The sequence below is a fragment of the Actinocorallia longicatena genome (assembly GCF_039534125.1).
Classification (GTDB): domain Bacteria; phylum Actinomycetota; class Actinomycetes; order Streptosporangiales; family Streptosporangiaceae; genus Actinocorallia; species Actinocorallia longicatena.
This window is the reverse complement of the sequence record NZ_BAAAUV010000008.1, coordinates 68,717-85,539: the sequence shown is the minus strand read 5'-3', so window position 1 is coordinate 85,539 and position 16,823 is coordinate 68,717. Positions and strand designations below refer to the sequence as shown.

19 protein-coding genes are annotated in these 16,823 nt (G+C 73.3%); 7 read left to right on the top strand and 12 right to left on the bottom strand.

From position 1 onward, the window contains the following. The first annotated feature begins 3 nt into the window (after positions 1–3). Positions 4–345, top strand: coding sequence for a hypothetical protein (locus ABD785_RS18200; protein ID WP_344829490.1), 342 nt, complete (start codon positions 4–6; stop codon positions 343–345). Here ABD785_RS18200 and ABD785_RS18195 read toward each other — a convergent pair. Continuing rightward, positions 342–527, bottom strand: coding sequence for a hypothetical protein (locus ABD785_RS18195; RefSeq protein ID WP_344830153.1), 186 nt, complete (start codon positions 525–527; stop codon positions 342–344). The genes ABD785_RS18200 and ABD785_RS18195 overlap by 4 nt on opposite strands. Positions 528–545: 18 nt before the next feature. On the opposite strand from ABD785_RS18195, the gene ABD785_RS18190 reads away from it, so the two are divergent. Continuing rightward, positions 546–1,163, top strand: coding sequence for a hypothetical protein (locus tag ABD785_RS18190; protein ID WP_344829488.1), 618 nt, complete (start codon positions 546–548; stop codon positions 1,161–1,163). Here the strand turns inward: ABD785_RS18190 and ABD785_RS18185 are convergent. From ABD785_RS18185 to ABD785_RS18150, 8 genes are read right to left on the bottom strand one after another with little or no spacing between them, the layout of a single operon-like run. Continuing rightward, complete coding sequence (locus ABD785_RS18185) at positions 1,127–2,137, bottom strand: glycosyltransferase family 2 protein (protein WP_344829485.1); 1,011 nt, start codon at positions 2,135–2,137, stop codon at positions 1,127–1,129. The genes ABD785_RS18190 and ABD785_RS18185 overlap by 37 nt on opposite strands. After that, positions 2,134–3,375, bottom strand: coding sequence for a glycosyltransferase family 4 protein (locus tag ABD785_RS18180; RefSeq protein WP_344829483.1), 1,242 nt, complete (start codon positions 3,373–3,375; stop codon positions 2,134–2,136). Before ABD785_RS18180 ends, ABD785_RS18185 begins: the two co-directional genes overlap by 4 nt. Next, positions 3,303–4,625 (bottom strand): hypothetical protein, encoded by a 1,323-nt coding sequence (locus ABD785_RS18175; RefSeq protein ID WP_344829481.1) that lies wholly within the window; start codon positions 4,623–4,625, stop codon positions 3,303–3,305. Before ABD785_RS18175 ends, ABD785_RS18180 begins: the two co-directional genes overlap by 73 nt. Further along, positions 4,622–5,368, bottom strand: a complete 747-nt coding sequence (locus ABD785_RS18170; protein ID WP_344829480.1) for an NTP transferase domain-containing protein — start codon at positions 5,366–5,368, stop codon at positions 4,622–4,624. The genes ABD785_RS18175 and ABD785_RS18170 overlap by 4 nt, the downstream gene beginning before the upstream one ends. Further along, positions 5,358–6,014, bottom strand: a complete 657-nt coding sequence (locus ABD785_RS18165; RefSeq protein WP_344829477.1) for an HAD family hydrolase — start codon at positions 6,012–6,014, stop codon at positions 5,358–5,360. Before ABD785_RS18165 ends, ABD785_RS18170 begins: the two co-directional genes overlap by 11 nt. Next, positions 6,011–7,189, bottom strand: a complete 1,179-nt coding sequence (locus tag ABD785_RS18160) for a 2-phospho-L-lactate transferase CofD family protein (protein WP_344829475.1) — start codon at positions 7,187–7,189, stop codon at positions 6,011–6,013. Before ABD785_RS18160 ends, ABD785_RS18165 begins: the two co-directional genes overlap by 4 nt. Continuing rightward, positions 7,186–7,965, bottom strand: a complete 780-nt coding sequence (locus tag ABD785_RS18155; RefSeq protein WP_344829473.1) for a glycosyltransferase family 2 protein — start codon at positions 7,963–7,965, stop codon at positions 7,186–7,188. The genes ABD785_RS18160 and ABD785_RS18155 overlap by 4 nt, the downstream gene beginning before the upstream one ends. 3 nt (positions 7,966–7,968) lie before the next feature. After that, on the bottom strand, positions 7,969–8,670 hold the full coding sequence (locus ABD785_RS18150) for a hypothetical protein (protein ID WP_344829470.1): 702 nt from the start codon (positions 8,668–8,670) through the stop codon (positions 7,969–7,971). A 330-nt stretch (positions 8,671–9,000) separates the two neighbouring features. On the opposite strand from ABD785_RS18150, the gene ABD785_RS18145 reads away from it, so the two are divergent. The 5 genes from ABD785_RS18145 to ABD785_RS18125 all read left to right on the top strand — a co-directional run bounded on the left by ABD785_RS18145 (position 9,001) and on the right by ABD785_RS18125 (position 13,599). Next, positions 9,001–10,083 carry a glycerate kinase gene (locus ABD785_RS18145; RefSeq protein ID WP_425547787.1) on the top strand — a complete coding sequence of 361 codons (1,083 nt, stop codon included), beginning with the start codon at positions 9,001–9,003 and terminating at the stop codon, positions 10,081–10,083. 91 nt (positions 10,084–10,174) lie between these two features. After that, the gene (locus tag ABD785_RS18140; protein ID WP_344829468.1) at positions 10,175–10,978 is read left to right on the top strand and encodes an SAM-dependent methyltransferase; all 804 of its coding nucleotides are present in this window, start codon (positions 10,175–10,177) and stop codon (positions 10,976–10,978) included. Between the two features lie 340 nt (positions 10,979–11,318). After that, on the top strand, positions 11,319–12,434 hold the full coding sequence (gene ald, locus ABD785_RS18135; protein WP_344829466.1) for an alanine dehydrogenase: 1,116 nt from the start codon (positions 11,319–11,321) through the stop codon (positions 12,432–12,434). A gap of 84 nt (positions 12,435–12,518) precedes the next feature. Next, positions 12,519–13,103 (top strand): histidine phosphatase family protein, encoded by a 585-nt coding sequence (locus ABD785_RS18130; protein WP_344829465.1) that lies wholly within the window; start codon positions 12,519–12,521, stop codon positions 13,101–13,103. Between the two features lie 100 nt (positions 13,104–13,203). Beyond that, positions 13,204–13,599, top strand: coding sequence for a DUF7144 family membrane protein (locus ABD785_RS18125; protein ID WP_344829464.1), 396 nt, complete (start codon positions 13,204–13,206; stop codon positions 13,597–13,599). Here ABD785_RS18125 and ABD785_RS18120 read toward each other — a convergent pair. From ABD785_RS18120 to ABD785_RS18110, 3 genes are read right to left on the bottom strand one after another with little or no spacing between them, the layout of a single operon-like run. After that, positions 13,556–14,290: a hypothetical protein gene (locus tag ABD785_RS18120; RefSeq protein ID WP_344829463.1), complete on the bottom strand. Its 735-nt coding sequence runs from the start codon at positions 14,288–14,290 to the stop codon at positions 13,556–13,558. The two genes, ABD785_RS18125 and ABD785_RS18120, sit on opposite strands and share 44 nt — an antisense overlap. A gap of 58 nt (positions 14,291–14,348) precedes the next feature. After that, positions 14,349–16,535: a heavy metal translocating P-type ATPase gene (locus ABD785_RS18115; protein WP_344830120.1), complete on the bottom strand. Its 2,187-nt coding sequence runs from the start codon at positions 16,533–16,535 to the stop codon at positions 14,349–14,351. Positions 16,536–16,576: 41 nt separating this feature from the next. Then, complete coding sequence (locus ABD785_RS18110; RefSeq protein ID WP_344829462.1) at positions 16,577–16,783, bottom strand: heavy-metal-associated domain-containing protein; 207 nt, start codon at positions 16,781–16,783, stop codon at positions 16,577–16,579. Positions 16,784–16,823: the final 40 nt, after the last annotated feature.

Genomic DNA, 16,823 nt, shown 5'->3' with positions numbered 1-16,823 from the left:
CTCTTGACCAAGCTCGTCCTGACGCTCGTCCTCGCGGCCGCGGCCGTCACCGCCTGCTCGGCCCCCGACCCGCGCCTGAACACCCAGGGCGGCGCCTACCCGCTGGGCTGCCTGGAGCACCAGAGATCCTCCCCCGGACGCTCCTATGCCGCCGGCGCCTCCACCGGAAGGAGCCTGGAGCTCCTGCGCTACTACACCGCCAACAGGGGCGTCCGGTACTGCGACGGAGAACCGGCCACCGGCTCCGACCGCGCGTGGGCGGAGCGCTATGTCGCCCTCGGCGCCGACCCCGCCAACGTCGCGGGCATCCTGAACCAGTCCATCCAGGACGCCCGGTCCACCTAGAGCCCGCCTCGGGACGGGCTCTGGCCCTCGGCCTCGGCGAGGCGGGCGTGGAGGCGGTCGCGGATCTCGTCGGGGGTGTAGGCGCGGCGTTTGCGTTCCGAGCGGACGATCACCGCTCCGGTCGCGGCCACTCCGGCGAGGCCGGCCAGGCCCGCGAGCTTCCACCAGCTGATTCGTCTCATTCGCCTAGAGTACGGAAGATGACGGAGATCAGCCTGGCGGACGCCGCCGAGATCACCCGGACCGGGGACGTCTGGATCTTCCGGGGGCACTCGCCCGCCGACCGCGCGATCCAGACGATGACGAACAGCCCCGTCAACCATGTGGGCATGGCCATCGTGCTCGACGACCTGCCGCCGCTGATGTGGCACGCCGAGCTCGGCAAGTCGCTGCGCGACCACTGGACGGGCGGGTTCCACCGCGGGGTGCAGCTGCACGATCTGAAGGACGCGGTCGCCCTGTGGAGCTCCCGGTACGGGCAGCGGGCCTGGCTGCGCCAGCTCGGCAAGCCCGTCACCCGGGACATGGAGGACGCGGTGCTGAAGACCGTCGCGCGGCTCGACGGCACCCCGTTCCCCTCGACGTCCCGGCTGGCCTCGCGCTGGATCAGGGGCCGGATCCCGCTGCCGGGGCGGAGCGGCGGTGACATCGAGAGCGTGTACTGCGCCGAGGTCGTCGCGCTCACCTACGGGGCGATGGGGCTGCTGCCCAGGCGGCGCAAGCCGAACTGGTACGACCCCGGACGCTTCTGGAGCGGCGACGACCTCGATCTCGCCGACGGCTACGCGCTCGGCGAGGAGATCTCCGTCCGCTCCTGACCGCGCCGCCCCGGCCGCGGCAGCAGCCGCAGCGCGCCCACCGTGAGCCCGGTGACGAGCACCACGTGCACGGCCAGATGAACGGCCATGAAGTAGACGGCGAACGCCGTGCCGCGCCGCCGCCGCACGGACCGCACGAGCCCGGGATCGGCGGCGAGGAATCCCGCCACCAGGACGGCGGGAACGGCCAGGAGCAGCGGGTCGAGCAGCCCCAGCGGCAGCGTCGCGAGGGCGAGCGCGCAGGCGAGGATCCCGGCGGGCCGGTTGGCGTGCTCGGGCTTCGCCGCCCCGCGCCGCCCGGTCTCCAGGGCGAGCGGGATCAGCGGGAGCGCCCGCCGCCACTGCTCCGCGAGGACCGGCCAGAACGCGCTGCCGTCGTCGTGCCGCCCGGCCACCCGGTCGCTCAGCAGGATCCGGGTGCGGACCGCCAGGCGGCTGCTGTACTCCACGTCCTCGCAGTCGCGCAGCCGCTCGTCGAACCGGCCCGCCGCGAGCAGGGTCTCGCGGCGGACGGCGGCCAGCGCGAACACGACGCTGTTCACCGGGCCGAGATGGCGGCCGCGCCAGTGGACGGCGTGCAGGATCCGGTACCACTCCACCGGCCCGTCGTCGATGAGCGGCTCGGGCTCGTAGACGCCGTGCACGCAGCCGCATCCGGGGTCCTCCGCGAGGATCTCCAGGGCGTTCGCGACGGCGTCCTCGCGCAGGGCGACGTCGGAGTCGAGGAAGAACAGGACGTCCCCCGTCGTGGCGTCGGTCCCGGCGTTCCTGGCCGCCGACACCCCCCGGTTCTCCGGCAGCCGGACGACCCGGCAGCCCAGCCGCTCGGCGATCTCGGCGGAACCGTCGGTGCCCGCGTCGTCGACCACGACGATCTCGTCGGGGACCCTGCTCTGGCGCAGCACCGAGGTCAGGCAGAGTTCCAGCGTGCGCGCGGCGTTGTAGCACGGGACCACCAGCGACACCCGGGTCACGGCCGCTCCCCGGCGAGCGCGGCGCGGTAGGCCTCGGTGGTCAGCGCGGCGGCCCGCGCCCAGCTCAGCCGCTCGCCGACCAGGCGTTCGCCCCGGGCTCCCAGCTCGGCTCGCAGCCCGGGGTCGGCCAGCGCCCGCGTCAGGACGTCCGCGATGTCGCCGGGATCGGAGCCCCGGACGTACAGCGCGGCGGGCTCGTCCGGGTCGCCCTCGAAGATCCGGGAGAACCCGTCACCCAGCACCACGGGACGTCCGAGCGCCATGGCCTCGGTCGCGACCAGCCCGAACGGCTCGAACAGCGAGGGGAAGACGCACAAATCGGCCATCGCGTAATGGGCCCTCAGCTCCGGCCCGCCGACGAAGGCGCCGGAGGCCAGCACGTTCTCCGCGACCCCGTGCCCGGCCGCGATCCGGGCGACGCCCTCCGCGTCCCCCTCCCCCACGATCACCAGCCGCAGCCCCGGATGCGCCGCGACGATCTTCGGCAGGGCGTCCAGGAGCTGGTAGACGCCCTTCTGCCGCTCGATCCGCCCGACGAACAGCAGCACCGGGCCCCCGCCGGTGAGGCCGAGCCGTTCCCTCAGGTCCGCCGCGGCCCCGGCGAGGGCGTCCCGGTCGAACCCCGGGTCGGCCAGCACCTCCTCGTAGGTGCCGCCGAGGCACACCACGTCGATGGGCGTGCGGGTCCAGCCCGCGGCGAGGAGCTGGTCGCGGACCTCGGGCGTGGCCACCACGACCCGCCGCGAGACCCGCGCCAGCCACCGCTCCAGCGCGGCGAACAGCCCGAGCGGATCGGGGACGGTCCGCTCGTCGGCCACCCCGTACTCGGTGGTGTGGACGTGCAGGACCAGCGGCAGCCGCAGCAGGTGGTGGCAGAGGAGGGCGGCGAGGAAGTTCGTCGAGTCGTGCACCGCCACCAGGTCGGGGCGCCTCCCCCGGCGCAGCCACCGCACGTAGTGCAGGTTGCTGGCGAGCACGCCGGCCGTGAGCAGCAGGAACTCCCGGCCGCGCGTCCGGTTGAGCCGCCTGCGCCCGGTGATCCGGCCGAGCAGCGGCAGCCGCGGCCGGAACACCCCGACGCCGTCGGCCCGCCGGTACCGGGGCAGGCCGCCGTCGTTGAGGGTGAAGACGGTCAGCTCGTGGTCGCGCGCCAGGTGCGGCGTGATCAGCTCGGCGTAGCGGCCGAGTCCCGCGGTGACGTTGGGCGGGTACTGGTTGACGAGGACGGCGATGCGCACGATGCGGGCTCCGTGGATTCGGTGACGGCCCCCGGCCGGTACTTGCGGGCCGCGGCGGCCATGACGAGGACGAGGAGGATCAGGTTGCTCAGGGCGAAGGCGGCCAGCCCGCCGGTCAGCCCCCACCGGCCGATGCACAGGGCCTGGCAGGCGAGGCCCGCCGGGACCCCGGCCAGCAGGCAGCCGATGAGGACCCGGGCGCCGCGCAGGCCGTCCATCGCCAGGGCGACGGAGTAGAGGTTGAACGCGGTGTGGGCGCCGATGCCCGCCGCCGACAGCGCCATCAGGGCCAGGTCGTAGGGGTAGCCGGGCCCGGCGAGCAGGAAGAAGACGGTGCTGGCGGCGAAGGAGAACAGCGCGGTCCCCGCCGCGACGGCCGGGGTGAGCCGGGCGATGCGGCGCATCGCGGAGACCTTGTCGGCCAGGGCGAGCGCGGGCAGCAGGACCAGCCCGATCCCGTCGGTGAAGACCACGCCGAGCAGCCGCTTGGGGAAGCCGTTGTAGACCGAGTAGACGCCGACGTCGGCCCGTTCCGCCCAGTGGTTGAGGAAGACCACGTCGACGCCGAACAGGACCGCGGTGAGCGCCGCGATGACCGTCACGCAGGCGCCGTGCCGGTAGAGCGTCCGGGCCAGCCGTGCCGACCAGGACCGGCGCGGCGCCCTGGTCAGCACGGCTCCCGTGAGGGCGAAGGCGAGGTTCGTGACCACCAGGGCGGCCACGTACACCTCCGCGTCGCCCACGTCGAGGACGAGCAGGCAGAACAGCGAGACGCCCAGGTAGCAGCCCGCGGCGGCGAGCTTGGCCGCCGCCACCTCGCGGTATCGGCCGAGCCCCCGCAACAGCCCCTCGGTGAGCTGGTACAGCGTCAGGGACAGGGCCAGCACGAGGGCGAGGGCCAGCGTCCCCGTCCCGACGCCCAGGAGCCGGGTGAGCGGCCCCGCCGCCGCCAGGCCCGCGGCGAGCACGGCCAGGCCGAGACCCAGCGTGGCCGTCAGGGCCGTCGCCACCAGCGCCGGACGCTCGGCGGGGGCGGCGCGCGGCAGCTCCTGGAGCATCACGTAGTGCAGGCTCATCAGCATGCCCACCGCGACGATCAGCGCGATCGACAGCACGAGCGTGAACCGCCCGAACGCCGCCGCCCCCGCCCCGCGCGCGATCACCAGGGTGGTCCCGGCCGAGACGGCGCTGGCCAGCGTGCTCACCAGGGTCGGCCCGGCTGCCTGCCGGTGCCTGCGCAGGACGTTCACCGCAGGTGGGCCCGCCGGACGAACTCCAGGTCGGCCTCGGTGTTGATGCCCCGGGCCTCCTCCGGGTCGGTGACCTCGACGACCCGCACCGGCCGTCCCGGAAGCCCGGACAGCCAGGGCAGGAACGGCAGGAAGTTCACCTCGCCGGTCAGCGCGCCGGGCGCCGCCTCCGCCAGGTAGTCCCGCCACGCCCGTTCCAGGCCGCGGGTGCCCAGCCGGAAGACGCCCACGTCGCTCAGCCCGCCGGGCCGGGTCGGCTCCCCCTCGCGGGACTGCCGGACGGCCAGCAGCCGCTCCCCCTCCGTCTCGTACTCGACGTAGGGGTCGGCCATCGGCACCAGCGGCAGCACCAGCCCCGCCGGCGGAGCCTCCAGGACCCGCCGGACGGTCTCCTCCGACAGGTTCGCCTGGTCGCCCCAGACCACGAGGATGTCGGCGTGGCCCGACCAGAACGGCGCCGCCCCGAAGATCGCCCCGCCCATGCCGTCCGGCTCGGGCTGGACGCTCACCGACACCCGGCCCGTCCCGATCGGGGCGGCCGCCCGCTCGCGGAACAGCGGCTCCCCCTCGGGGGACAGGACCACATGGACGTGGTCCACCCGTCCGGCCAGTCTCCGGTACAGCAGGTCCCAGACCGTCACGCCCTCCACGACCTCGACGAGGATCTTCGGGACGCCGAGGCCGAGGCGCGTCCCCCGGCCCGCCGCGGGGATCACCGCGCACGTCCCGCGCTCAGCCGGCACCGCGCACCTCCTCGCCGAGCAGGGCCGTCAGGGCGTCCAGGCCGGGGACGGCGATCGCCCCCGGCGCGGCGTTCCCGGTGTGGACGTGCAGGACCAGCAGCCCGGCGCCGACGGCCGAGGCCACCCCCGCCGCGGAGTCCTCGACCGCGACGGCCTCCCCCGGATCGGCGCCCCATCTGCGGCAGGCCTCCCGGTAGAAGCCGGGATCGGGCTTGCCGACCGGGACGTCCTCCGCGGTGATGATCCCGTCGAAGGCCTCCTGGATGCCGCAGGCCGTCAGCACCCGCTCCACCGAGCCGCGGCTGCCCGCGGTGACGAGGTGGACCCGCCGGCCGTCCGCCCTCAGCCGGTCCAGCAGGTTCCGCGCCCCGGGCAGGAGGACGACCTCTCCCCTGGCCGCGCCGTCGCGGTACAGCTCCTGCTTGCGCCGGGCCAGCCGGCCGGCCGCGGCGGGCCCCTCGACCAGCCGGGCGGCCGCGTCGAGCGTGGGCAGCCCGGCGATCTCGGCGTAGCGGAAGGACCGCGCGCGTCCCGGCGCCTGCTCGGCGAGGGCCCGGCGGAAGGCGGCGGCGTGGGCGGGCAGGGAGTCGACGAGGGTGCCGTCGAGGTCGAACAGCCAGAACCCGCGGGCCCCGAAGCCGGTCATTCGGCGCCCGCCAGCGCCGCTTCGCCGAGGATCCCGGCCAGGGCGGCGACGGTCACCGCGCCGCTGTGCGCGCCGGGCCGTCCCGGATCCTCCAGGTCCGCCGCGATCCACCGGGCCCCGAGCGCCTCGGCCGCCCGCGGGGCGGAGCCGTGGCACAGGACGTGGGTGACGGTGCGCCGCTCGTTGCCCGGGTCGCCGAGGTAGGCGAGGGTCCGGCCGACCAGGTCGAGGGCCGTCATGCCCTGGCTGTCATGGTCGGCGCGGGTGTTGGCGACGAACACGCGGGCGACGGCGCGGCCGGTCGTCAGGGCGTCCGCGACGCCCGGGGTCAGGTAGCTGGGCAGCAGGGAGGAGTGCGGGGTGCCGGGTCCGTAGACGACGAGGTCGGCGCCCTGGAGGGCCTCCAGCGTCGCGGCGGCCGGGACGGTCGCGGCGCGCCGCGCGGCGAGCAGGCCCCTGACCCGGTCCAGGGGCGCGCCCTTCAGCACCGACCGCATCCAGGCCTCGATCGGGGTGCGGAGCAGGAACAGGTCGGTGATGGGCTCGGCGTCCTGCGGCGCGACGATCTCGGCCTCGTCGGCCAGGAGGCGGCCGTCGCGTTTGAGCGCCGCGAGATAGGCGTCGCCGCCGTCGGTGACGTTGAGGAGCCGGACGGGTGAGCCGAACGTCCGGGCGCAGGAGGCGACCGCGGCGTTGAAGTCGCCGCCCAGGCGCAGGTAGGCGCCGGCGAAGACGAGGTTTCCGAGCGCGCAGTCGGACAGGTCGAGGGCGCCGGGACGCTCGTGGAGGCGTCCGGCGAGGAGCCTCAGATCGCCGGCGACGGACGCGCGGAACCGGGGATCGAGCGAGGCGAAGCCCCGGGGCCCGCCGGCCCGGGGCGAGGTCGCGATCTCCTCGATGAGCGCGCCGAGGTCGCCGGTCGTCGCGCCCGCGGGCAGCCGGTGCTCCAGCAGGAACGCCCGGGGATCACCGGGCGCGAGGTGGAGCAGCAGGTTCTTGCGGAAGTCCGAGGGCCCGAGCATCCCGGGCAGGAAGCGCCGCAGCGCCCCGGTCGACAGGCCGTTGTCATAGCCGTTGACCACGAGGGACAGCCGGTATCCGGGGGTGCCGAGCAGATGGCGGGCGATGCTCGCGCCGCCGCGGCCCCCGCTGAACATCGCGACCTCGACGCTCACCGGACCCCCTCGGCGGCCCGCGTCCCGGCACCGGTCTCGGGGACCCGCAGGACGCCGCGGCGCAGCAGCCAGTGCCGCAGCCCGAGATAGCCGACGAACAGCGCCCGGTCGCGCGCCCCGCGCCAGAAGCGCCAGCCGCGCGCCCCTCCGCCGCGGGCCCGGTGGCCGATGGGCACCTCCACCCAGGAGTGGCCGAGCTCGACGACCCTGGCGGTGATCTCCGTGGAGCAGTTCATCCCGCCCGACTCCAGCGGCAGCGCGCGGAACAGCGGGCCGTGCACGACCTTGAAGATGGAGTTGAAGTCGCGGTAGCGGGTGCCGAGCAGGAGGTTGCCGACCATGCCGCTGGCCTTGGATCCGAACCGGTGGGCCGGTCCGTCGGCCTTCCTGACCCGGGCACCGGAGAAGGCGAGGTCGGCTCCGTGCAGGCGGGGGAGCACGGAGTCGAGGTTGGCGATGGGGAACTGCCCGTCGGAGTCGAGCAGGACGACCCAGTCCAGCCGGGTCGCGGCGATGGCGGCGGCGATGGCCGCGCCCGCGCCCCGGTTGCGGTCGAAGGGGACGACGACGAGGCGCGGGCACGTCTCGCCGAACCGCTCCAGGATCGCCCGGGTGGCGTCGCGGCTGCCGTCGTCGCACACGACGATCTCCCAGTCGCCGACGGCGGGATGGGTCTCCAGGTACTCGCGCCACTCGGTCAGGACGGCGCCGATGGTCTCGGCCTCGTTGTAGGCGGGGGCCGCCACCGAGATGTCGATGGCTCGGGTGTTCTGCACTTCTCAGCTCCTCGGGAGGGCTCTGACGTCGTCGGCGCCGAGCAGGCGGCCGATCCAGCGGTCCAGGGGAAGCAGGTTGATCCCGATGACGATCGGGACGTGCGCGAGGGCGAACAGGATCGTCGCGCCGAAGGAGATCGGCCCGCCCGTGAACAGGTTGATGTGCGGCGCGTCGATGGTGGCGGGCACGTCCACCGGGTTGACGACCCACCACATGAGGTCGAGGAAGCCGGAGAACACGATGACGATGCCACTGAACATGATCTTGAGACAGCGGCCGGGCGGGCCGCCGCCGATCCGGTAGGCGGCCGCGGCCGTGAGGACGATGCCCGGATACAGCAGCAGGTAGAGGTGGGTGTAGAAGAGGTCGCCCTGCGCGCGGGCGCCGTCGCCGTAGTAGAACCAGCTGATCCGCGGGATCAGGTAGCCGGTGAAGAACACGAACGGGACGTAGAGCAGCCAGTGCAGCCGCGGCGACACCCAGGGGAACAGCGCGACGGCCAGGCACAGGCAGACGAAGGCGACGAGCTTGGCCACGAGTTCCCACGCGGAGCCGATCTCGCGGGTGCGGGGGGCGGCCAGCCAGACGAGGGCGAAACCGGCGCCGCCCGCCAGCAGGGCGATCCACCACAGGTGGACGGCCCGGCGCCGGATGGCCGCCAGGACGGTGCTGGTGACGGGGCCGGGGGGATTCACTGCCGTCATGGAGACGGGGCACCTTCCTTCCTTGGGAGCGCTCCCACGCAGTATGCACACCATCCCGGCGGTGATTTCAAGGGCGCTTTCATGCTTTTCACGAGCACCGGCCGGGGCGGGAGGACCGGGCCGGGAGGCCTTCCACGAGGCTCCGAGCGGGGCGCCGAGCGGGACGGGAGCAAAGGATCAGTTGGTATCAGGTAGGACACTCTTACCTGCGGGACAGGCAGGTGGGATTGAATGTGGGAACGGTAAGAAATTCTCCAGCCAGGAAGGCACGACGAGGTGGCTTCACCCACCGGGCACATCTTGATCGCCCCGGACAAGTTCAAAGGATCGTTGACGGCCTCCCAGGTGGCCCGGCACATCGTCGCCGGGCTGGAACGCAACCGTCCCGGTCTCAGCACGGTGAGCCTGCCCGTCGCGGACGGCGGTGACGGGACGGTGGACGCGGCGATCGCCGCGGGCTTCGAACGGGTGACCGTGACGGTCCCCGGACCCGTCGGTGATCCCGTGGAGGCGAGCTACGCGGTGCGCGGGGACACGGCGGTCGTCGAGCTCGCCGAGGCCTCCGGGCTGCACCGGCTGCCCGAGGGCAGGCTCCAGCCCATGACGGCCTCCAGCCTGGGCACCGGCCGTCTGATGGCGGAGGCGGCCAAGGGCGGCGCCCGCAAGATCGTCCTGGGGCTCGGCGGCAGCGCCTGCACCGACGGCGGCGCCGGGCTCATCCAGGGGCTCGGCGGCAAGCTGCTCGACGCGCTCGGCAACCCCCTCCCCCCGGGCGGCGGCGCCCTGCGCAACCTGCACGCCCTCGATCTGCGCGGCCTGAACGAGCTGACCGGCGTCGAGGTCGTCGTCGCCAGCGACGTCGACAACCCGCTGCTGGGCCGGGAGGGCGCGGCCGCCGTGTACGGACCGCAGAAGGGGGCAGGCCCCGAGGGCGTCCGGGCGCTGGAGGCGGGGCTGCGGCGCTGGGCCGACCTGGCCGAGGCCGCCGCGCGGCGGCCGTCGCGGCGGCGTTCCGCCGCGGGCGCCGCGGGCGGCGTGGGCTTCGCGGCCCTGGCCTTCCTCGGCGCCAGGCTCGAACCGGGCATCACCTACCTGCTCGACCTGCTGGGCTTCAACGAGCAGCTCACCGGCGCCCGGCTGGTGATCACCGGCGAGGGCAGCCTGGACAGCCAGACCCTGCGCGGCAAGGCACCGGTCGGGGTGGCCCGGGCCGCGGCCAGGGCCGGGGTCCCGGTCGTCGCGGTCAGCGGGCGGCGCACGCTCACCGGCGAGCAGCTGCGGCGGGCGAAGATCCACGCCGCCTACGCGCTGACCGACATCGAGAGCGATGTGGAGCGGTGCATCCGGCAGGCGGGTCCGCTGCTGGAGCAGCTGACCGTCGCGATCGCCGACGAATGGCTGCCCGCGGGCTGACGAAGATCCACTTTTCCGGGACACGCGCCAGCGTCCGCTTATACGCTGAAAGCCCGGTGGAATAAGGGTTTCCTGCGTTGTGGAGGGCTTCGTGGACGAAGCGAGCGAGTGGGCCGCCAAGGGCATCGACATCACGGTGCCGAGCATCGCCCGCACCTATGACGTGGTGCTCAGGGGCAAGGACAACTTCGCGGTCGACCGGGCCTTCGTGGACGAGATCGTGAAGGTCGTCCCGGAGATCTACGACGTGGCGACCTTCAACCGCGAGGTCCTCGGCCGGGCCGTGCGCTACATGGTCGGGCAGGGCGTCCGGCAGTTCCTCGACCTCGGTTCCGGTCTGCCGACGGTCGAGAACACCCACCAGGCCGCGCAGTCCGTGGCCCCGGGGAGCAGGGTCGCCTACGTCGACAACGACCCGATCGTGCTGGCGCACGGCAAGGCGATCCTCGCCGAGAACGACCGGACGGCCGTCGTCACTGCCGACCTGCGCGACCCGGCGGGCGTCCTGAGCGATCCCGAGATCAGGCGGCTCATCGACTTCGGCGAGCCGGTCGGCCTGATGCTCGTCGGCATCCTGCACCACCTGCACGACGACGAGGACCCGCAGGGCATCGTCGACGCCTACCTGGCGGCGATCCCCTCCGGCAGCTACGTGTTCATCACCAGCTTCTGCAACTCCTCCCCCGAGGCCGCGGCGGCGGAGAAGCAGTACCTGGCGCTGCTCGGCACGGGCCGCTTCCGCACCCCCGCGGAGATCACCGCCTGGTTCGACGGCCTGGACCTGCTCGAACCGGGCGTCGTGCCCAATCCGCTGTGGCGTCCGGACCGTCCCGTCGACACCGATCTCACCGTCGGCCAGCGGCTGATCTACGGCGGCCTCGCCCGCAAGCCCTGAGCCGGGGCCGCCGGGACCTCGAGGGGCGTGCGCCCCGCCACGCGCTCGGCGGGCGGGGCGCACGCGATGCAGGAAAGACCGGAGGCGCGGACTCCATGATCTTCATGCGCTTTCAGGCTAGAGCCGCGGCCGTTCAAGATCATCAATCTTGATGATCTTGGGCGTTTCTCCCCCGGCGGCCTTCACCTACCGTGAGCCGGATCTCATCCGGGCATGACACTTTGTCATCATCGTTGACCACTGCTGTACACAGTGGCGGTGGCAGGGACCCTCTCACAGGCCGCAACCTGGGTGTATGCCACACAGCACAGGGCCGTGCCGGCAGCTTTGGGAGGAAACAGTGAAGGTCGGCGTTCCGCGCGAGATCAAGAACCACGAGTACCGCGTGGCGATCACCCCGGCCGGTGTGCACGAGCTCACCCGGCACGGTCACGAGGTCTTCGTCGAGCGCGGCGCGGGCCTCGGCTCCTCCATCCCCGATGAGGACTACCTCCACGCCGGCGCCAAGATCCTCGACTCGGCCGACGAGGTGTGGGCCGAGGGCGAGCTCATCCTGAAGGTCAAGGAGCCGATCGCGGCCGAGTACCACCGGATGCGCGAGGGCCAGACCCTCTTCACCTACCTGCACCTCGCGGCCTCCCGTGAGTGCACCGACGCCCTGCTGAACGCCGGCGTCACCGCGATCGCCTACGAGACCGTCCAGCTGCCGAACCGGTCGCTGCCGCTGCTCGCCCCGATGTCCGAGGTCGCGGGCCGGCTCGCCCCGCAGGTCGGCGCCTACAGCCTCATGCGCTTCAACGGCGGCCGCGGCGTGCTGCCGGGCGGCGTCCCCGGTGTCGCCCCGGCGAAGGTCGTCGTCATCGGCGGCGGCGTCTCCGGCCTCAACGCCGCGCAGATCGCCGTCGGCATGGGCGCGGACGTCACCATCCTGGACGTCAACGTCGACCGGCTCCGCCAGATCGACGCCATCTACCAGGGCCGCCTCAAGACCCTGGTCTCCAGCGCCTACGCCATCGAGCGGGAGGTCCTCGCGGCCGACCTGGTCATCGGCGCGGTCCTGATCCCCGGCGCGAAGGCCCCGACGCTCGTCTCCAACGAGCTGGTCTCCCGCATGAAGCCCGGCTCCGTGCTCGTCGACATCGCCATCGACCAGGGCGGCTGCTTCGAGGACTCCCGGCCGACCACGCACGCCGAGCCGACCTACCCGGTCCACGGCTCGATCTTCTACTGCGTGGCCAACATGCCCGGCTCGGTCCCGAACACCTCGACCTACGCCCTCACCAACGTCACCCTCCCCTATGCCGTCGCCCTGGCGGACAAGGGCTGGCAGCAGGCCCTGCGCGACGACGCCTCCCTCGCCCTGGGTCTCAACACCCACGCCGGCGCGCTCACCTACGACCATGTCGCCGAGGCCCACGGCCTCCCCTCGGTCTCCGTCGCCTCCCTCCTCTCGTAGGCGGCGCGCACGGAAACGGGAACCCGGACCGGTCAACGACGCCCTGTCCGGGTTCCCGCTCTTCGCCTCCCGTAAGCTGATCACATGGGGGAACTGATCATCCTGCGCCACGGCGAGACCGAGTGGAGCAAGGCGATGAAGCACACCGGGCGGACCGACATCGGACTGACGCCGCACGGTGAGGACCAGGCCCGCGCGCTGGCCCCCCTGGTCGGGCGGCACACCTTCGTGAAGGCCTACGCCAGCCCCGCCACGCGCGCCCGGCGCACCGCCGAGCTGGCGGGCGTCCCCTCCCCCGAACTCCTGGACGACCTGTGGGAGTGGGACTACGGCCGCTTCGAGGGCCTGACCACCCCGGAGATCCGCGAGACGATCCCCGGCTGGTACGTGTGGGAGAACGGCACCGAACCCGGCGCCACCCCGGGAGAGACCGCCGACGAGGTGGGCGACCGCGTGGACCGCGTGATCGCCGAGGCGAGGACCCACCTGGCCGACGGCGACGTCGCCCTCGTCGCCCACGGCCACGTCCTGCGCATCCTCACCGCCCGCTGGCTCGGCCTCCCGGCCGACCACGGCCGCCTCTTCGCCCTCGACACCGGCACCGCCTCCACCCTCGGCTACGAGCACTCCCGCCCGGTCATCCGCTCCTGGAACGTCCCCCCGTCCTGAGCGTCGGGCGTCCGTGCCCGCTCGCTGTGCCGGGGTTTCGTCCCGGGCGCCCCAGGGGATCACCTGAGGTGATCTTGATCGTGGGGAGCCGGGGGGCGTTGTGACGACACCGAACAAGAAGATGCTGGCGTTGAGCGGGACCATTCTGGCCTGGCTCTTCCTCATCCTCAGCGGGCTGTTCCAGTTCTTCCAGGGGCTGAACGCGCTCACCAAGAGCGAGTTCTACGCGACCGTCGAGGGTGATCTGCTGGGGTTCAACCTCACGGCGTGGGGCTGGATCCACATCCTCATCGGGGCGGGCATGGTCGCGATCGGCGTCTGCATCATGCTCGACTACGACTGGGCCCGCGGCGTCGGCATCGGCCTGGCCCTGCTGAGCGCCCTCGACCAGTTCCTGTTCCTGCCGCACTACCCGGTGTGGAGCATCATGGTGATCCTCCTGAACGTCGTGGTCATCTGGGCCCTCTCCCACCGTCCCGGCCTCTACGACGGCTGAAGGCCGGCCGGTCCTCGCCGAAGACGACGAGCCACTCGGCGGCGCACGGCCGGTAGCCGTGGGCCGAGCGCAGCCGCTCGAGGAGGACCGGCATGTGGAGCGCCCCGTAGACGACGGCGATCCGCAGCGGCTCGGACGCGTGCTCGGCGTGCAGGGCGGACACCGCCTTCGCCAGTTCCTCGTCCCTGCGCACGGTGCGCCGTCCGAACAGCGGCAGCTCGTTCGGGTCGAAGTCGAGCTGGAGCAGCCGCGCCAGCCCGTCCCTGCTGAGCAGGAGCGACACCAGCGGCATCCCGACCAGCAGCATGAAGTTCTTGTGGATCCTGAGCGGGTTGGCGAGGGTCAGCCAGCGGAGCCTCCGCAGCGGGCCCCTGAACGCCACGAGGTCGTCGGGCCGGACCGTCCGCAGCCCCAGCTTCTCCGGTTCGACGTCCTGGAGGGTGAGCCGGAGCCGCCCCCAGCGCATCATGCGGTACGCGACCTCGTTGCGGGAGGGGAGGATCCGCCGCGGGTCGCGGACGCCCTCCATGACGACGACGTCGCAGCCGAGCATCCGCTCGGTGACGTCCTCGTAGAACCCGGGGTCCGCCATGTGGACCATGGGGAACAGCACGATCCGCAGGGGGCCGCCGGGGTGCCGGAGCTCGACGACCGACGACCGCAGTCCCAGTCCCGCCTCGGTGAAGCGCATGTCCCTGAGACGTGCGGCCGCCGTTCGCCGCTCCGGCTTTCTCCCCTTGGGGGCCCTGCTATTCCCGGCGTGACGGGGTGAAGCGGCGCAGGCGGAGCGCGTTGGCCACGACCGAGACGCTGGAGAAGGCCATCGCGGCACCGGCGATCACCGGGTTCAGCAGGCCGAGGGCGGCCAGCGGGATCGCGGCGACGTTGTAGCCGAACGCCCAGGCCAGGTTCTGCTTGATGGTGCGCAGGGTGCGGCGGGACAGCTCGATCGCGTCGGGGGCCGAGCGGAGGTCGCCGGAGACCAGGGTCAGGTCGGCTGCCTCGATCGCGACGTCGGTGCCGGTGCCGATGGCCAGCCCGAGGTCGGCCTGGGCCAGCGCGGGGGCGTCGTTGACGCCGTCGCCCGCCATCGCGACGACCCTGCCCTCGGACTGCAGCCGCGCGACGACGGCCGCCTTCTCCCCCGGCAGCACCTCCGCGATCACCTCCTCGATGCCGACGGCGTCGCCGACCGCGCGGGCCGTGGCGGCGTTGTCGCCGGTGAGCAGGACCGGCCGCAGCCCCAGCGCCTTCAGCCGGGCGACGGCCGCGGGGCTGGAGTCCTTGACGGTGTCGCCGACGGCGAAGACCGCGGCGGGCTTGCCGTCGACGGCCATCGCGACCGCGGTGAGCCCGCGGCCCTGGGCGTCCTCGACGGCCGCGGCCAGCTCCCGGTCCAGGCGCACCGACCGGGCGGCGAGCAGCGCGGGCCGCCCGATCACGACGGTCCTGCCCTCGACGGTCCCCTCGGCGCCCAGCCCCTCCCTGCTCGCGAACGACTCCACGGCGGGCGGTTCCGCGACGGCCGCGGCGATCGCCCTGGCCACCGGGTGCTCGGAGGCGTTCTCCACCGCGGCGGCCAGCCGCAGCGCCTCGTCCTCCGCCAGCCCGGCGACCGTGACGGTCTCCAGCAGCGTCATCTTCCCCGTGGTCACCGTGCCGGTCTTGTCGAGCACGATCGTGTCGGCCCTGCGCGTGGCCTCGAGGATCTCCGGCCCCTTGATCAGCAGTCCGAGCTGGGCGCCCCGCCCGGTGCCGACCAGCAGCGCCGTCGGCGTGGCCAGGCCCAGCGCGCACGGGCAGGCGATGATCAGGACGGCGACCGCCGAGGTGAAGGCGAACGCCGCCGGCTCGCCGCGCAGCAGCCAGAACGCCAGGGTCGCCAGGGCGAGCACGATCACGATCGGGACGAACACCCCCGCGACCCGGTCGGCCAGCCGCTGCACGGGGGCCTTGCCCGACTGCGCCTCGGTGACCATCCGGCCTATCTGGGCGAGCGCGGTGTCGGCGCCGACCTTCGTGGCCCGGACGACCAGCCGTCCGCCGGCGTTCACCGTGGCCCCCGCGACGTCGTCGCCCGGACCCTTCTCCACCGGCACGGACTCGCCGGTGAGCAGCGACTGGTCGACGGCCGACGCGCCCTCCTCCACGATCCCGTCCGTGGCGATCTTCTCGCCCGGCCTGACCACGAACAGGTCGCCGACGGCCAGCCGCTCCACCGGGACGCGGACCTCGGCCCCGTCGCGGAGCAGCGCCACGTCCTTGGCCCCGAGCTCGAGCAGGGCCCGGAGGGCCGATCCCGCGCGGCGGCGGGCCCGCAGCTCGAAGTACCGCCCGCCCAGGACGGCCGCGACGACCACCGAGGCCACCTCGAGGTACAGCTCGCTCGGCCCCTCCGTCCTCGACGGCACCAGCTCGAACGACATCCGCATCCCGGGCATCCCGGCGTCGCCGAAGAACAGCGCGACGACCGACCAGGCCCAGGCGGCGAGCGTGCCGACCGACACGAGCGTGTCCATGGTGGCCGCGCCGTGCCGCAGGTTGGTCCAGGCCGCCCGGTGGAAGGGCCAGCCCGCCCACAGCACGACCGGGGTGGCGAGCTGGAGGACCAGCCACTGCCAGTTCCGGAACTGCAGCGCGGGGATCATGGACAGGACCAGCACCGGAGCCGACAGCGCCACCGCCCAGAGGAACCGGGTCCGCAGCGGATCGGACTCCGCGGCGGGCTTCTCCCCGGTCCCCTCGCCGGGCTCGTCCCGCTCGGGCAGCGACGCCCCGTACCCGGCGGCCTCGATCGTCGCGATCAGGTCCCGCGGGGTGACCGGCGCGTCGTAGGTGACGCTGGCCGTCTCGGTCGCATAGTTGACGGAGGCGGAGACCCCGTCCATCCTGTTCAGCTTGCGTTCGATCCTGTTCGCGCACGACGCGCAGGTCATCCCGGTGACGGGCAGATCCAGGCTGGTCACCGGCCCGCCGCTCACGACGTCACCACCGTGTATCCGGCCTCGGCGACGGCCTTGGCCACCGCCTCGTCCCCGAAGCCGTCGCCGGAGACCGTGACGCGCCCCGTGGGCAGGTCGACCTGGACGCCGGTGACCCCGGCCACCTCGGTGATCTCCTCGGTGACGGAGGCCACGCAGTGCCCGCAGGTCATACCCTCGACGGTGTAGATACGGTCCGACATTTCCGCTCCTATAGATATACGGGGTAGGGGTATCTGATGC

What these genes read in the sequence shown, in the direction of transcription:
- ABD785_RS18195 (WP_344830153.1), bottom strand. Translation starts at nt 527, where the DNA reads ATGAGACGAATCAGCTGGTGGAAGCTCGCGGGCCTGGCCGGCCTCGCC.
- ABD785_RS18190 (WP_344829488.1), top strand. Translation starts at nt 546, where the DNA reads ATGACGGAGATCAGCCTGGCGGACGCCGCCGAGATCACCCGGACCGGG.
- ABD785_RS18165 (WP_344829477.1), bottom strand. Translation starts at nt 6,014, where the DNA reads ATGACCGGCTTCGGGGCCCGCGGGTTCTGGCTGTTCGACCTCGACGGC.
- ABD785_RS18150 (WP_344829470.1), bottom strand. Translation starts at nt 8,670, where the DNA reads ATGACGGCAGTGAATCCCCCCGGCCCCGTCACCAGCACCGTCCTGGCG.
- ABD785_RS18130 (WP_344829465.1), top strand. Translation starts at nt 12,519, where the DNA reads ATGGGGGAACTGATCATCCTGCGCCACGGCGAGACCGAGTGGAGCAAG.
- ABD785_RS18120 (WP_344829463.1), bottom strand. Translation starts at nt 14,290, where the DNA reads ATGCGCTTCACCGAGGCGGGACTGGGACTGCGGTCGTCGGTCGTCGAG.
- ABD785_RS18115 (WP_344830120.1), bottom strand. Translation starts at nt 16,535, where the DNA reads ATGACCTGCGCGTCGTGCGCGAACAGGATCGAACGCAAGCTGAACAGG.
- ABD785_RS18110 (WP_344829462.1), bottom strand. Translation starts at nt 16,783, where the DNA reads ATGTCGGACCGTATCTACACCGTCGAGGGTATGACCTGCGGGCACTGC.